The organism is Vibrio sp. B1REV9 (assembly GCF_905175395.2).
Lineage (GTDB): Bacteria > Pseudomonadota > Gammaproteobacteria > Enterobacterales > Vibrionaceae > Vibrio > Vibrio alfacsensis.
This window is the reverse complement of the sequence record NZ_HG992745.1, coordinates 1,237,519-1,252,286: the sequence shown is the minus strand read 5'-3', so window position 1 is coordinate 1,252,286 and position 14,768 is coordinate 1,237,519. Positions and strand designations below refer to the sequence as shown.

The 14,768-nt window shown below is 44.0% G+C and carries 13 protein-coding genes and 1 riboswitch; of the genes, 5 read left to right on the top strand and 8 right to left on the bottom strand.

The genetic code is table 11. The annotated features are described in order from the left end of the window. Positions 1-194: 194 nt before the first annotated feature. Entirely contained in the window at positions 195-1,169 is a 975-nt protein-coding gene (locus KHN78_RS11295) for a TDT family transporter (protein ID WP_128810312.1), read from the bottom strand. Positions 1,170-1,280: 111 nt separating this feature from the next. Here KHN78_RS11295 and KHN78_RS11290 point away from each other — a divergent pair, with 111 nt between their 5' ends. The 5 genes from KHN78_RS11290 (at position 1,281) to dapD (ending at position 6,099) form a co-directional block, all read left to right on the top strand. Then, entirely contained in the window at positions 1,281-2,198 is a 918-nt protein-coding gene (locus KHN78_RS11290) for a LysR substrate-binding domain-containing protein (protein ID WP_211916098.1), read from the top strand. Between the two features lie 183 nt (positions 2,199-2,381). Next, positions 2,382-2,681 carry a YebG family protein gene (locus KHN78_RS11285; protein ID WP_128810310.1) on the top strand — a complete coding sequence of 100 codons (300 nt, stop codon included), beginning with the start codon at positions 2,382-2,384 and terminating at the stop codon, positions 2,679-2,681. Between the two features lie 156 nt (positions 2,682-2,837). Further along, a riboswitch (Fluoride riboswitch) is annotated at positions 2,838-2,912 on the top strand. Between the two features lie 132 nt (positions 2,913-3,044). Further along, positions 3,045-3,737, top strand: coding sequence for an iron-sulfur cluster assembly scaffold protein (locus KHN78_RS11280; RefSeq protein ID WP_211916097.1), 693 nt, complete (start codon positions 3,045-3,047; stop codon positions 3,735-3,737). Positions 3,738-3,760: 23 nt separating this feature from the next. Further along, entirely contained in the window at positions 3,761-4,744 is a 984-nt protein-coding gene (locus tag KHN78_RS11275) for a GGGtGRT protein (RefSeq protein WP_211916096.1), read from the top strand. 323 nt (positions 4,745-5,067) lie between these two features. Further along, entirely contained in the window at positions 5,068-6,099 is a 1,032-nt protein-coding gene (gene dapD, locus KHN78_RS11270; RefSeq protein ID WP_211916095.1) for a 2,3,4,5-tetrahydropyridine-2,6-dicarboxylate N-succinyltransferase, read from the top strand. A 191-nt stretch (positions 6,100-6,290) separates the two neighbouring features. Here dapD and KHN78_RS11265 read toward each other — a convergent pair whose 3' ends face one another. From KHN78_RS11265 to KHN78_RS11235, 7 genes are all read right to left on the bottom strand, one after another. Further along, positions 6,291-7,427: a glycerate kinase gene (locus KHN78_RS11265; RefSeq protein WP_211916094.1), complete on the bottom strand. Its 1,137-nt coding sequence runs from the start codon at positions 7,425-7,427 to the stop codon at positions 6,291-6,293. A 72-nt stretch (positions 7,428-7,499) separates the two neighbouring features. Then, entirely contained in the window at positions 7,500-8,387 is an 888-nt protein-coding gene (glxR, locus tag KHN78_RS11260) for a 2-hydroxy-3-oxopropionate reductase (RefSeq protein ID WP_211916093.1), read from the bottom strand. A 33-nt stretch (positions 8,388-8,420) separates the two neighbouring features. Continuing rightward, positions 8,421-9,203, bottom strand: a complete 783-nt coding sequence (gene hyi / locus KHN78_RS11255; RefSeq protein ID WP_211916092.1) for a hydroxypyruvate isomerase — start codon at positions 9,201-9,203, stop codon at positions 8,421-8,423. Between the two features lie 68 nt (positions 9,204-9,271). Further along, complete coding sequence (gcl, locus tag KHN78_RS11250) at positions 9,272-11,014, bottom strand: glyoxylate carboligase (RefSeq protein ID WP_211916091.1); 1,743 nt, start codon at positions 11,012-11,014, stop codon at positions 9,272-9,274. A 46-nt stretch (positions 11,015-11,060) separates the two neighbouring features. Continuing rightward, positions 11,061-11,546: an ureidoglycolate lyase gene (locus tag KHN78_RS11245; RefSeq protein ID WP_211916090.1), complete on the bottom strand. Its 486-nt coding sequence runs from the start codon at positions 11,544-11,546 to the stop codon at positions 11,061-11,063. 195 nt (positions 11,547-11,741) lie between these two features. After that, positions 11,742-13,106 carry an allantoinase AllB gene (allB, locus tag KHN78_RS11240; protein ID WP_211916089.1) on the bottom strand — a complete coding sequence of 455 codons (1,365 nt, stop codon included), beginning with the start codon at positions 13,104-13,106 and terminating at the stop codon, positions 11,742-11,744. Positions 13,107-13,138: 32 nt separating this feature from the next. Then, entirely contained in the window at positions 13,139-14,602 is a 1,464-nt protein-coding gene (locus tag KHN78_RS11235) for an allantoin transporter (RefSeq protein WP_211916088.1), read from the bottom strand. Positions 14,603-14,768: the final 166 nt, after the last annotated feature.

Genomic DNA, 14,768 nt, shown 5'->3' with positions numbered 1-14,768 from the left:
CCAAAATAAACCCGCAGCGATCTCGATAGCTTAAATAACAAAAGGTTAGAAATTATGCAAAGAGTGGTGAGATTCCAACCTTAACGTCAAACAAAAACACCTTAAAGAGAGAACGTACAAAACTAAAAAGCCCCATGGTCAGCAACCATGGGGCCAAATACTAGGACCCAACTTAAGCGTGGTGAGCCAATAATTTAAGCATGATGAGCCACTACCAAGCGAGGTTTGATGAGCAAGTTATTAACGTATTGAAATGCCACATAACTTACTACTACTGTTGCAACGATAAGCTCTACGCCCGCCAAACCACGAACTTGATGAACATATTGAGCAGCAAGGCCGTTTGCCTCCATCCAATTCGCTGTTTTAAACAGAGCCGTCGCACCAATCACCATTGGGAAAGTAAACGCTGCGTAACCTGGACTAAATGGCAGTCTTAACAATTTGAAGAACGCCAAGTAAATGATGGCTGTCATCAATACTGCGATACCAAATAGTAGAGCAATAATCACTGGCGATGGGGTTGCTGTAACGGTTAAGTAGCCAGCCAACGATAGACTCGCTGGTGCCGCTAAAATTGCCATGGTTGGTTTCGCAGCATCTGGGATCTCATGGGTAAACATGAAACGGTAAATCATAATTGGTAACATCACTGCGTAAGCGACCATACCGAACACCAATGCACCATGCGCAATCGGTGCTAGTGCTGGGTTACCAGAGAACGATACATCCGCAACGATAATACCCACTGGTGGTACAAACCAGCTTGGTACCATGTGGTGAAGCTCAAAATCTTTCGCGCGGTGGTACAAGAAGCTCACAAGGAATCCAATGTGCAGCGCTACTGCGGCTAACCACAATACGTTACCTGCAATTGGGAAAAAGTGTCCAAGAGAGGCGGATACGACCATGGTGCCCATCGCAAACGTTGGAACAACACTGCCGACCACTGGGTGCGCGAGATCTTGTCTCAACAGATGATTGTGAAAAAGAAATTTAATCGCCAAGATTGCGAGCAATACACTTGCAATACCCGCGCTTATCCACTGTCCATAGCCATGTAATTCAGCGAAGTTTTCCCAACTCCAGCCTAAGCTCGCAATACCAAGCGCTAGACCCGCCATTGGGGTTGGTGCTCCCATTACTTTTGCTTTTGTTCTTTGAATCATGACGACCTCGAAATCAGGCTAACTTTCTATGGGATGTATCTTACACTTGCACTTCGTTCCAATATATCTAATTATTTAGAACATACGTTCAATATTACTTAACGGAAATTCATGGCCAGTCATATTTCTCTTAAACAGCTTAAAGTTTTCACCACCATTACCCAGCATAAGACGCTCACAGCAGCGTCTGAAAGCCTGTTCCTTTCTAAAGCCGCGGTAAGCATGGCGCTGTCTGAATTGGAGAAACAAATTGGTCATCATCTGTTTGACCGAGTGAATAACCGCCTGATCCTAAACCAAGAAGGACATAAGCTCTTACCCCTTGCCGATGAGTTACTTAGCCGCGCAAACGATATTGAGACAATCTTCGATGGGGATTTAACCTTATCAGGAGAATTGCGTATCGGGGCTAGCGATACCATCGGCAACCAAGTCGCACCTTATTTGATCAGTGACTTTAGACATCAAACCCACCACCAGCAGCAAAGTTTGTTTATCTCCAACTCAGCACAAATCTGCGACATGCTGACAGATTACGAACTCGATATCGCACTAATAGAGGGAAAGACGCTCCATCCTGAACTGCATTCAACTCAATTTAGTGAAGATGAAATGTGCGTCATCTGTGCGCCCGATTCCCCCTATGCGAACAAAGGAATAAATGGACTTGCTAGCTTAGAGAATAGTGACTGGATTTTACGTGAAGCAGGCTCAGGCTCTCGAGAGTTTTTTATGCGTGTCATTGCACCTCGCATTGAGCATTGGCACGAAGCTTTCCAACTCAATACCACTGAAGCATTGATCAACTCTGTTTCTGCTGGGCTAGGACTCGGCTGTTTATCTCGTCTATCTGCGGCTCACGCCATTCATGATGGCCGAGTTAAGATGGTTGAAATGCCATTAGATATGAAGCGTCGATTTTGGATTTTAGTGCATAAAGAGAAGTACCAAAGCCCACTGCTACGCACGTTTATTGAGTTCTGCCGAGATTGGGAGCAACCAGAGAACCCACACCTAAAAAATGACTAGCTCAAAATAGATAGTTCGAGGTGGGTAGTTCAAGACGGCGAGGTGAATAGTTCGAGATAGACAGTTCAAATGCTGGTCACTTAGTTATACATGGTTCTCAATCTTAAGAGAGCCGCTAGACTTAACTGGTTAAAAACTGTATAAACAGCCAGTACAAATTCATCAAGTTAGAGGACCAACACCATGGCTGTAATCGTCAAGTACGTGGTAGAACGCAATGGAGAAGAGAAAATGACTTTTACCTCTAAAGCGGAAGCTGACGCATACGATAAGATGCTGGATATGGCGGACGAATTGTTCGCTCTGCTAGGTAAAAGTGATGTTCTAGAAGACGAAAGCAAGCAAGAAGATCTTGCTATGTTCCTTGCGCAAAACAAAGAAGAAGTGCTTTACGCTCTAGGCGCAAAACGTCGCCCTACCCCAAAGAAAGCGAAAAAGCTTGAAGCTGTTGAAGAAAATAGCGAACAAGAAGACGCTGCATAAGCCTCTCATTTGTTTAGAAAAAACGTCGCACCGTGCGGCGTTTTTTTATGTCATTGATTTATCGCCATATATCTCTAGAAATATAAAGAACCGATTTAATATCCCAAATTGCTCTAAATTTCATGTTGCAGATTAGTGTGACTTAGATCTAATCTAAGTCGGTACGGTGATGGGGTACCACCGGAATCGAAAGGTTCGAACCGCTTTAAAGCTAATGACTCCTACAGAAACGAAAACAGGTTAGCCCTGTTGGAAATGCTTCCACCTATATTGTGAAAGCAAGAGTTCTGTAGTGAGCAATTCAACTCTTATCCAACCCCGCCCCTGTTTTCTCAAAAATTAAAAATACACTGGGAAAACACTATGCAATACTCACACGAAATCCAATCAATGTGCCCAATTCAACGCGGCGATCTCCATGCATCTGCACCGATCCCTGTTGAAGGCGCAATGATCAATCCAAAAGACGTTATCGCGATTTCTGGTCTTAGCCACGGCGTTGGCGCTTGTGCTCCTCAACAAGGCGCAGCAAAACTGACTCTTAACGTCAAAAACGGCATCATCGAAGAAGCTTTGATCGAAACGATCGGCTGTTCAGGCATGACTCAATCAGCCGCGATGGCCGCAGAAATCCTAACTGGCAAAACCATTCTTGAAGCACTGAATACCGACTTGGTATGTGATGCTATCAACGTCGCGATGCGCGAAATATTCCTTCAATTTGTTTACGGTCGAACTCAATCTGCTTTCTCTGAAGGCGGCTTGGAAATTGGTGCGGCACTGGAAGACCTCGGTCAAACTCAACGCAGCCAAGTGGGTACCAGCTACTCAACCAAAGCAAAAGGCGTGCGTTACATGGAGTTGGCTGAAGGCTACGTAACCAAACTCGCGCTAGACGAATACAAAGAGGTGATTGGTTACCAATATCTCAACCTAGGCAAGATGATGAAAGCCATCAACGAAGGCGTATCTGCAGCAGAAGCCGCAGACAAAGCAACGGGGACTTACGGTCGTTTTGACGAAGCCGTAACGACCATCAACCCACGCCAACAATAATTGCCACCAAGAGGAAAGAGATTATGAACACAACAATGACTGAATCTGTACGTCGCACATTAGACGAAATGCAACTTTCTTCTCTGGAAGAGGCTTATCAATACTGTATGGATCGTGGTATCGACCCTAAAGCAATGGTGATGGACACTCAACCTATCGCGTTTGAAAGCGCTGCCGATGCCTACACACTGGGCACTGCTTTGGCGATTTTCCGCGGTGCAAAAACAGCAGAAGAAGCAGCAAACATCATCGGTGAAGGTCTTCAGGCGTGCACTAAACCCGGCAGCGTGGCAGAGCAACGCCAAGTGGGTATCGGTCACGGTGCATTGGCGGCTCGTCTATTGAATGAAGAAAGTGGCTGTTTTGCTTTCCTTGCCGGTCACGAGTCATTCGCAGCGGCAGAAGGCGCAATCAAAATCGCATTGAACGTGAACAAATCACGCAAAAATCCATTGAAAGTGATCCTGAATGGTTTAGGTAAAGACGCCGCTTACCTAATCTCACGCATCAATGGTTTCACTTACGTACGCACTCAATACAACTACCAAACTGGTGAGTTAGTGGAAGTAGAACGTCGCCGTTTCTCCCAAGGTCCACGAGGTGAGATCCTTTGTTACGGTGCAGACGATGTACGTGAAGGCGTGGCTATCATGCACAAAGAGCAAGTGGATGTGAGCATCACTGGTAACTCAACCAATCCGACTCGCTTCCAACACCCAGTAGCAGGTATCTACAAAGCGGAACGTAACCGTGAAGGCATGCCTTACTTCTCTGTGGCATCAGGCGGTGGTACTGGTCGTACTCTACACCCAGATAACGTGGCGGCAGGTCCTGCCTCTTACGGTATGACCGATACCATGGGTCGAATGCACGCCGATGCACAATTCGCGGGTAGCTCTTCAGTACCTGCACACGTAGCGATGATGGGCTTCATCGGGATGGGCAACAATCCAATGGTAGGTGCAACTGTTGCACTTGCCGTAGCCGTCGGTGAACTTAGCCTTTAAGCCGATTTAATCGCTTTCTATCCAAAGCGATTAAATCCAACAAACCCAGTGTAGGGGGAGTGACTTCGGTCCTCCCCTTATTTTTTGCTATGCCCCTTTTCCAACTTCACTTTGTCTTTACCCCAAATCGGTCTGAGAAGGCTTTTGCGACACATTTCTCATCAGACAAACATATCTCTGAAAAGACAAAAGGTATCCATCTACAGACTTTCTCCATTTCCCCTCTTTAAACTCCCCAACACTCTCTTTATGATGACTGACAACTTAATTATTTCTTGTCAGTGAACAGACGAGACACAAGACTCAACACATGGAGATCAACTATGGCTTTCTTCTCTCTAGCCTTTGGTACGGCAACTAAAAATCGCGACGGCAAAATCATCGAAGCGTTTTTCCCAAACCCAGTTCTTAACCCAAGCGAAGCGCTTGTTAACGCACTAGCAGCAGTAGCAGGTTACGAGCAAGGCAACCAAGCTATCGAGATCTCTGCAGCACAAAGCGCAGAACTGGCAGCAGCATTTGAAGCAAACGGCGATGCTGCAAACGCATCTTTCGCAGCAAAAGCAGCAGAATCAGCACAACCACTTGTACTGGTTATCCTTGCAACTGACGAGCAGCCACAAAGCGTTGCTGAAGGTTTCCTAAAACTTCAACTTATCTCTAACCGCCTAGTTCAACCACACGGTACGGTACTAGACGGTATCTTCGGTCTACTGCACAACATCGCATGGACTAATGAAGGTCCTATCGACCTACCTGAACTAGCAGAGCGTCAAATCGAAGCTCGCCTAGCGGGTCGCGCACTAAGCGTAGATTGCGTAGACAAGTTCCCTAAAATGGTGGACTACGTGGTACCAACTGGTGTTCGTATCGCTGACACTTCTCGCGTACGTCTTGGCGCACATGTTGGCGAAGGCACAACGGTAATGCACGAAGGCTTCATCAACTTTAACGCAGGTACAACTGGCGTGAGCATGGTTGAAGGTCGTATCTCTGCTGGTGTAGTGGTTGGTAACGGCTCTGACATCGGCGGCGGCGCATCTATCATGGGTACGCTATCTGGCGGCGGTAAAGTTGTGGTTTCTATCGGTGAAAACTCTCTACTAGGCGCGAACGCAGGTCTTGGTTTCCCAATGGGTGACCGCTGTACTATCGAATCAGGTCTATACGTAACTGCTGGTTCTAAAGTACGCATGCTAGATTCTACTGGCCAAGAAGTGGAAGTAGTGAAAGCACGCGATCTTGCTGGTGTTTCTGACCTACTATTCCGTCGTAACTCTGTAACTGGTCAAATCGAGTGTCTTGCAAACAAGAGCGCGGTTGAACTGAACAGCGAACTGCATAAAAACAACTAAGTTTTAGCTCTAAGCTCTATACAAATGATGCCGCAACTATTTAGCGGGAACTAAATGAAAAAATGGCTCTGCTCATCGTTCCTTTAATGTAAAGAACGAAGAGAACAGAGCCATTTTTGTGCTCGAAAATCAGATACTCGCAATTTCTAGCTTGATTGCAATTCGATTAACTGCCCTTCTGTTTGACGCGATCACTTATTAAAATGAGCAACCACGCTCGCAAGCTGTTTCGCCGTTTTGAACAGATTTTCTCGCCCTGCTGCAATGGCATCACTAAGCTCACACGGCGTTGGGACGATTGAAAAACACGCAATAATGCCCGCGCTTTTTAACACATCGATACCCTCACCCACACTCCCGGCTAAAGCTACGGTCTTAATGTTGTGCTTTTGCGCTAATCGTGAAACACCTACCGGAGTTTTGCCATGGATCGTTTGGCTATCAATACGCCCCTCTCCAGTAATGACAAGATCTGCCCCCATCAGCTTTTGCTCAAATTCAACCGTATCCAACACGATATCAATGCCCGGCATCAATCGAGCGTTGAGAAACGCAAGCAGAGCAGCGCCCATGCCTCCTGCCGCTCCCGCTCCTTTTTCAAACTCAATATCACGAGAAATCGTAGACTGGATACAATTTGCATAATGACGCAGGTTTGCATCTAGTGCTTCAACCATATCTGGTGTCGCTCCTTTCTGTGGACCAAAAACAGCAGAAGCGCCTCTTTCACCGGTTAAAGGGTTATCGACATCACAAGCCGTTAAGATTTCTACGTTTTGCAATCGAGGATCTAAATTTGAAATATCAATATGCGCGATGTTACCCAGTTCACCACCACCGAAACCAATCTCGCGGCCATCTTCTCGTGTAAATTTCACACCAAGCGCCTGGAGCATGCCAACGCCACCATCGTTTGTTGCACTGCCACCAATTGCGACAATAATTTTCGTGATGTTTTCTTCTAATGCTCGCTTGATCAACTCACCAGTACCAAAACTTGTGGTTTTTAGGGGGTTACGATCACAAGGTGCTACCAGTTCGATCCCGGATGCAGAAGCCATTTCCACAACAGCCGTTTGTTGATCGCCAAGAACACCGAGCTGCGCATTTACGACATTACCAAGAGGTCCAGTAACCTCAACTGGGATCACTCGTCCATTCGTTGCGTCAACCAATGCCTCTAGCGTGCCCTCACCACCATCAGCGACGGGAATACAAACACACTCAGCATTCGGTATTTCTGAAACAATCCCTTCGGCAATCACGTTCGCCACTTCTTTTGCAGACAAACACTCTTTAAACGAGTCTGGGGCGATAATTATTTTCATAGTCTCACCTTAAAAAAAGGGCCAGAATCTCTGGCCCATTAGCATCCAATAACAGTAGTGGCCTTAGCGCCATTAACCACGAATCGAGTGGTTTGCCATGTGTTCCAGTGCTTTGATCATCGCAGAGTGGTCCCAGTTTGAACCGTCTAGTGATGCACAGGTATTGAATAGTTCTTGCGCTGTTGCTGTGTTAGGTAGATTGATGTTCAGTGCTCGAGCCCCTTCAAGAGCAAGATTGAGATCTTTTTGGTGTAGCGAAATACGGAAACCAGGATCGAACGTACCGTTAATCATGCGCTCGCCGTGCACTTCAAGAATTTTAGATGATGCGAAACCACCCATTAGCGCTTGACGAATTTTCGCTGGATTTGCGCCCGCTTTAGAAGCAAAAACAAGCGCTTCTGAAACCGCTTCAATGTTCAAAGCCACAATGATTTGGTTCGCGACTTTACAAGTCTGACCGTCACCATTACCGCCAACTAAAGTGATATTTTGGCCCATGATCTCAAACAAAGGTTTCGCGCGTTCAAAAATCTCATCACGACCGCCAACCATGATTGATAACGTACCGTTAATCGCACCGACTTCGCCACCAGATACTGGTGCATCGAGATAAAATGCGCCTAGTTCTTCTACTTTGCTAGCGAACTCTTTGGTCGCAATAGGTGAAATTGAACTCATGTCGATCACAACTTTGTCTTTTGCAAGGCCATGAGCGATGCCAATTTCACTAAATAGTACGTCGTTAACTTGTGGTGTATCTGGCACCATTACGATAATGAACTCACACGCTTCAGCGACTGCTGCAGGGGTTGGCGCTGCAAAGCCATTGTCGCCAAGTAAATCTGCTGGAGCGGCTTCAAAGTGCTCAGAGAAGTACAAGGTATGACCTGCGTTTTGCAGGTTCTTCGCCATTGGCTTGCCCATGATACCTGTACCGATAAAACCGATATTCGCCATTTTTCTATCTCCGATTCTCAATTCTTTACGCGATTAAATTAGGTTGTATTCTTTTAGCCAGCCGAGGCCCGCTTCGGTAGTTTTTGCTGGCACATATTCACAGCCGATCCAGCCTTGATAGCCAATATCGTCAATATGCTTAAGTAGGAATGGGTAATTGATTTCACCAGTCCCTGGTTCATGACGCCCTGGGTTATCCGCAAGCTGAATATGCGCAATGGTTGACTGGTGATCTTTCAGTGTACGAGCCAAATTACCTTCCATAATTTGCATGTGGTAAATGTCGTATTGGTAACCTAGGTTGGCTTCACCCACTTCCGCCACAATGCGCAGTGCTTTTTCTGTGCTGTTAACAAAGAAGCCCGGCATGTCTTGTGTGTTAATGGCTTCCATAATCAAACGAACACCTTCCGCTTTGAGCTTTTCAGACGCAAACTTCAAGTTCTCAACCACGGTTTGAAACGCGTCTTCTTCAGAAACATGCGCAGGTTTAATCCCCACAAGACAATTCACTTGTTGGCAGTTCAGTGCTTTGGCATAACGAATCGCTTTATCCACACCTGCACGGAATTCTTCTACGCGGTCAGGATGACAAGCAATACCGCGCTCTCCTTTGGCCCAGTCACCAGCCGGTAAGTTGAATAGGACTTGAGTTAGACCAAACTGGTACAACTCAGCCGCAATGTCTTGAGCGTTATAATCGTATGGAAAGAGGTATTCAACACCACGGAAACCCGCTTTGGATGCCGCTTCAAAGCGGTCCATAAAATCGTATTCCGTGAACAACATAGAAAGGTTGGCAGCTAGTTTAGGCATAAGTCACTCCAAGAATATTTGTTGATGCCCTCCCCCACGCATAAACGTGGGGGAGAGTGAGTTAGCTATTAATCCAAATCGATGGTTTCTTCGAACTCGACCACTTTGTCGATATCAGGCCCCATTGCGATATTGGTCACGCGCTCAGTAATCACTTCCACAACAACGGGAACTTGGAACTCTTTGAGCCATGCTTGAGCTTTACGTAGTGCCGGTTGAATATCTTCTGGGTTGAAGACACGAATCGCTTTACAGCCAAGGCCTTCCACTACCGACACATGGTCAACGCCGTAGCCGTTTATTTCTGGTGCATTGATGTTTTCAAAGTCCAATTGCACACAGTGATCGATCTCGAATGCACGCTGAGATTGACGGATTAAGCCTAAGTAAGCGTTGTTGATTAGGACATGGATATAAGGCAGTTTGAATTGCGCGCCTACCGCCAACTCTTCCATCAAGAATTGGAAATCGTAATCACCAGAAACACCGACCACAGGGGTCGTTGGATCGGCTTTTACTACCCCCAGAGCTGCAGGCATTGTCCAACCTAGAGGGCCAGCTTGGCATGAGTTGATCCAATGACGAGGACGATGCACGTGTAGGAACTGGTTCGCTGCGATTTGCGCGTTACCAATGGTGGCGACATAACGTGTTTCTGGGCCAAATACCTCATTCATTTCTTGGTAGACACGCTGAGGTTTAATTGGGTTATCGTCGAAATCAGTACGACGCAGCATGGTACGTTTGCGCGCTTGGCACTCACCTAGCCATGCTGAGCGATCTTTTAGTTCGCCACGTGTTTGCATCTCTTGAGCTACTTCAACAAAGACTTTAAGCGCCTCACCTGCATCGGACACAATGCCAAGATCTGGGCCAAAGATACGGCCAATTTGTGTTGGCTCGATGTCTACGTGAATAAATTGACGGCCTTTAGTGTAAGTTTCAATTGCGCCAGTGTGACGGTTTGCCCAGCGGTTACCGATACCAAATACAAAGTCAGACTCTAGGTAAGAAGCGTTACCGTAACGATGGCCTGCTTGACAGCCCATCCGGCCAATCATCAGTTCATGATCGTCAGAGATTGTGCCCCAACCACGTAGCGTTTGAATAACAGGGACCCCAGTGATTTCTGCAAACTGCTGTAGTAGTGCAGATGCACCAGCGTTAATGATGCCACCACCCGCAACCAAAATCGGTTTATCGGCTGCGTTTAGCATTTGTAGTGCGCGCTCTGCTTGAGCTCGAGTTGCCTTTGGCTTGTGTGGTTCTAATGGTTCATACAAATCGATATCGAACTCGATTTCCGCCATTTGAACATCCATTGGTAAATCGATATGTACCGGGCCAGGACGACCTGAACGCATTTCGTAAAATGCTTTTTGGAACGTGCCAGGTACTTGGCCAGCTTCGCGAATGGTCACAGACATCTTGGTAACTGGTTTCGCAATTGCTTCAATATCGACGCCCTGGAAGTCTTCTTTATGTAGCTTCGCTGTAGGTACCTGACCAGTAATGGTAAGAATCGGCGTTGAGTCTGCTGACGCAGAGTAAAGACCGGTGATCATATCCGTACCTGCTGGACCAGATGTACCGATACACACGCCGATGTTGCCATCTTTAGTACGGGTGTAACCCTCTGCCATGTGCGACGCGCCTTCAACGTGACGAGCCAAAACATGTTCGATGCCACCCAGTTTTTTCAATGCCGCATATAGAGGGTTGATCGCTGCGCCAGGAACACCGAATGCGACCTTAACCCCTTCTTTTTTCATGATCAAAACAGCCGCTTCAATCGCTCTCATCTTAGCCATAATATTTCTCCAAACTTATTTATTATTTCTCAACTGAATACATTCTTTACAGTTGAATAATGAATTCTTCTGATAAATGACGAACAATACAGTTATCTTCTCCAGCTCGGTCGACTGTTAAAAAGTCGGTATCTTTATTCCAAGCAAATAACAAGTAATGCCATGCATTTTGTCGGTAATTAACGCCTTGCTTGCCATTACTAACAAATGCTTTAATGGTTGATTCATCAATTTCGTCACCACCCTCAGCAACAACAACAATAAATCGCTCGCCATTTAGTGGGAAAAAGGCTTGGCTACCAATCGGGTGTTTTTCAAGTAAATCAATTTTTATTGATGAACTGACACCTTTGGCTCTGACAATACTGATCAACGGGTTAGTATCATCTTCAACACTGACTTCACCCAAGCCATGAAAACGCTGACCTGATTCACTATTAATAAAGAAAAAATCAGATTCTTCCGTTTCAATGACTTCACCAAATGGTTCAAATCCACTTTTTGTTAGGGGTTCTAACTCTAGAGTTTTCATAATTAAATACACCAATAATTTAAATAAAAAAGCTTCTTGGTATATTAAAAATCAGTTTCTTAAGATAATAAATAGAATAAAGCGTTTATAAAAAAGGTTTCAATAAAACCACTAAAATTAGCAGTTCAACATTTATATATTGGCAAAAAAAAGAGCCAAGCATTCTCATACTTGGCTCTTTTAGTAAAATATATTTTATTTTACTGTCAAGAACTGACCGCTAAATGGCTTCACAATACCTGAACCCAAATCATATACTACCGAACCACGTAAGATAGTTTTTACAATTTGAGCACCGATGCTACGACCTTCATATGCACTAAATTTATTGCGATATTCTAAATCTTCAGATTGAAGAACATATTCAGAATTTGGTTTGATCAAAATTATATCGGCATCTTTACCTACTGCAATTCTACCTTTTTGCTCCAAGCCAAAGAGATCTGCAGGATTGGTAGCGATTAGTTTCGAAAACTGGACTAAAGACATACCTCGTTTCTGAACGCCCTCATCGAACAAAATATCGACACTATTTTGTAAAGCAGATATTCCACCCCATGCATCGAAAATCCCGCCCTCTTTAAGGTCTGGTGTACAAGGAGAGTGATCCGAAGTAATGAAATCTATCTCGTTATTCAACAACTTACTCCAAAGACGTTGTTGGTTGTCTTTGTCACGGATAGGTGGTGAACATTTAGCTCGAGTTCCAATAGCCTCAAACTGCTCATCATCAATCGCAAAATAATGCGTACAAGATTCACATGTCACGTCTTGACCAGACTTGCGAGCTTTCGTGACTTCTTCTACTGCTTCAGGGCTACTTAAGTGACAAAAATGCAGTTTACAGCCAGTTTCTTTAGCTAAGAATAACGCACGACGCACCGCCTCAACTTCAGCGAAAACCGGACGAGATGCAATATAGTCTTTAGCTGTTAGTCGGCCTTCTTCAACCGCCTGTTTTCCCAAACGATCACAAATAAGAGCATTTTCTGCATGCATTGTCAGAACTTTACCTAATTTCGCAAGCTCTTTCATTCCCATATAAAGGTCATAGTCATCAACATTGCAAAAATCTTCTGACTCAGGATCTGGAGAACCACAGGTAGATAGGAAGCATTTATAACCAACAACGCCTTCTTCTGCCAATTCGTTTAAACGACCGATATTATGGGGAACCAAGCCACCCAAAGATGCAACATCTACAGACAATTTGCCTTTACCAGCTTCATACTTGATGTGCAAAGAGTCACGATCTATCGTCGCTGGTATCTGATTTAAAGGCATTTCAACACACGTCGTTACGCCACCTTTAGCCGCAGCTTTTGTTGCTGTCTCATAACCTTCCCACTCACTGCGATGACCGCCCGGCTCTGTAATATGCACATGTCCATCAACCATGCCAGGGGAAACGATCAAGCCTGATGCATCAATGTACTCATTAGCTCCTGTCAAACCGTTACCAATAGCTGCAATAAGACCATCTTTAATCGCAACATCAGTTTTTACTTCACCAGTTTCAACAATAACCGTACCATTTTTGATAATGTAATCGTAATTCATATCTATTCCTTAATATAATCTACATAATTAAATTAATTTGAAGCTAACGTTAAATCTTTTCTATTTTCAGGGTTTCTTTTCATCATGAAGACATAAAGAGCAAACGCAGTAATAACGCCAGTAAACCATGAAAGTTGATTAAACACAGATAAGAAAGATAAATATTGACCGCCCAAAGACAGTATGCATGCAATTAGAGTAACAACAAAAGCCGTAGAATTAATACCACCTTTATAGTAAACGTAGTTATTTCCTTCAACATATAATTCATCCAAGTTAATGTTTTGCTTAAGCACAATATAGTAGTGAGCTAACATTACACCAATTACTGGACCTAAAATCCCACCAATTGTATTAAGAAACAAGAATATACTATCTTGATTTTCCATTAATTTCCAAGGACAAATAATCAGACTAATAACACCAGCAATCATAACACCTTGTTTATAGCTCAATTTAGGAAAAATAGAGACAATTTGATAACCTGCCGGAATAATATTACCCGTAGCATTCGTTGAAATTGTTGTCATTAAAACAACAAGACCAGCAAATATTGTTACAAATAAACTGTCCCATCGACTAATAATATCAAGAACATTCCAAGTATCCGTACCAAAGTGAATACTAGCCCCCGCCAAAACACAAACACTTGAAAACGCAAATAAGACATAAGCAATGAACAGTCCAGCTAGCTGCCCGGTGGCCTGATCTCTCATACTTTTCGCATTCTGCGTAAAATCAGAGGCACTAACTGCAGGAGCCGCCCAAACAGCAACAATAGCATTTACGACAATTAAAAACTGGAAAATACCTGCATCTTCACTTTGGATCTTAGAAGGTACGTAACTAAAAATTGCGTCAAGACCAACAAGTGATATCGCCCAAATAGCCATCCCACCAAACACAAGATAAATACAAGGGTTAAGAATAGCTGTAAATTTATTTAAAATACTACCACCACCTAAACCGATAACCATATTTATAAACCAAAATATGATAAACGAGATAAGACCTGGAGCATTAATGCCGAGAAAGTTCCAATCTCCACCAATATTAATAAACTCTGGCCATATTTTGCTGATAATAATTAAAAGCGCTAGAGAGCCTGCATAGTTTTGTAAGCCAAACCACATAATAGCTGCAATACAACCACGCAAAAAACCTGGTAGAATGGCTCCTCGCACACCATATGACGCTCTCAATAGCATTGAAAATGGGATGCCATATTTAGAACCCGCAGCACCATTCATAATCATAATAAAAGCAATCACAATACCGCTAATTAGAATTGCAGCCATTATATTAAAGGTACTCAAACCTAAAAGAAAAAAGCCTCCTACTGCCACATAATTTGGCACATTATGAACAGAACCTTGCCATAATGTGAAATAGTTAACAGCTTTCCAATTTCTATTACACTCTGGCTTTGGAAGAAGATCTTCACTATAGCCTCTACTTCTATATTTATCTAACGTTATTTTATCTACACCACTCATTGATTAAACCTCTCAAGCTTCTCTAACAAGATGAAGTTAATATATACGCTTGATAAAACTATTTTGGTGACTATATTCCAACTAAATTAAATAAAATTTAAATTCTTTTAATCACTACTTAATAATTAAAAGAATTTAAATACTCAATAAAAAAACGAGCGCATAT

What these genes read in the sequence shown, in the direction of transcription:
- KHN78_RS11295 (WP_128810312.1), bottom strand. Translation starts at nt 1,169, where the DNA reads ATGATTCAAAGAACAAAAGCAAAAGTAATGGGAGCACCAACCCCAATG.
- KHN78_RS11290 (WP_211916098.1), top strand. Translation starts at nt 1,281, where the DNA reads ATGGCCAGTCATATTTCTCTTAAACAGCTTAAAGTTTTCACCACCATT.
- KHN78_RS11285 (WP_128810310.1), top strand. Translation starts at nt 2,382, where the DNA reads ATGGCTGTAATCGTCAAGTACGTGGTAGAACGCAATGGAGAAGAGAAA.
- KHN78_RS11280 (WP_211916097.1), top strand. Translation starts at nt 3,045, where the DNA reads ATGCAATACTCACACGAAATCCAATCAATGTGCCCAATTCAACGCGGC.
- KHN78_RS11275 (WP_211916096.1), top strand. Translation starts at nt 3,761, where the DNA reads ATGAACACAACAATGACTGAATCTGTACGTCGCACATTAGACGAAATG.
- dapD (WP_211916095.1), top strand. Translation starts at nt 5,068, where the DNA reads ATGGCTTTCTTCTCTCTAGCCTTTGGTACGGCAACTAAAAATCGCGAC.
- KHN78_RS11265 (WP_211916094.1), bottom strand. Translation starts at nt 7,427, where the DNA reads ATGAAAATAATTATCGCCCCAGACTCGTTTAAAGAGTGTTTGTCTGCA.
- glxR (WP_211916093.1), bottom strand. Translation starts at nt 8,387, where the DNA reads ATGGCGAATATCGGTTTTATCGGTACAGGTATCATGGGCAAGCCAATG.
- hyi (WP_211916092.1), bottom strand. Translation starts at nt 9,203, where the DNA reads ATGCCTAAACTAGCTGCCAACCTTTCTATGTTGTTCACGGAATACGAT.
- gcl (WP_211916091.1), bottom strand. Translation starts at nt 11,014, where the DNA reads ATGGCTAAGATGAGAGCGATTGAAGCGGCTGTTTTGATCATGAAAAAA.
- KHN78_RS11245 (WP_211916090.1), bottom strand. Translation starts at nt 11,546, where the DNA reads ATGAAAACTCTAGAGTTAGAACCCCTAACAAAAAGTGGATTTGAACCA.
- allB (WP_211916089.1), bottom strand. Translation starts at nt 13,106, where the DNA reads ATGAATTACGATTACATTATCAAAAATGGTACGGTTATTGTTGAAACT.
- KHN78_RS11235 (WP_211916088.1), bottom strand. Translation starts at nt 14,602, where the DNA reads ATGAGTGGTGTAGATAAAATAACGTTAGATAAATATAGAAGTAGAGGC.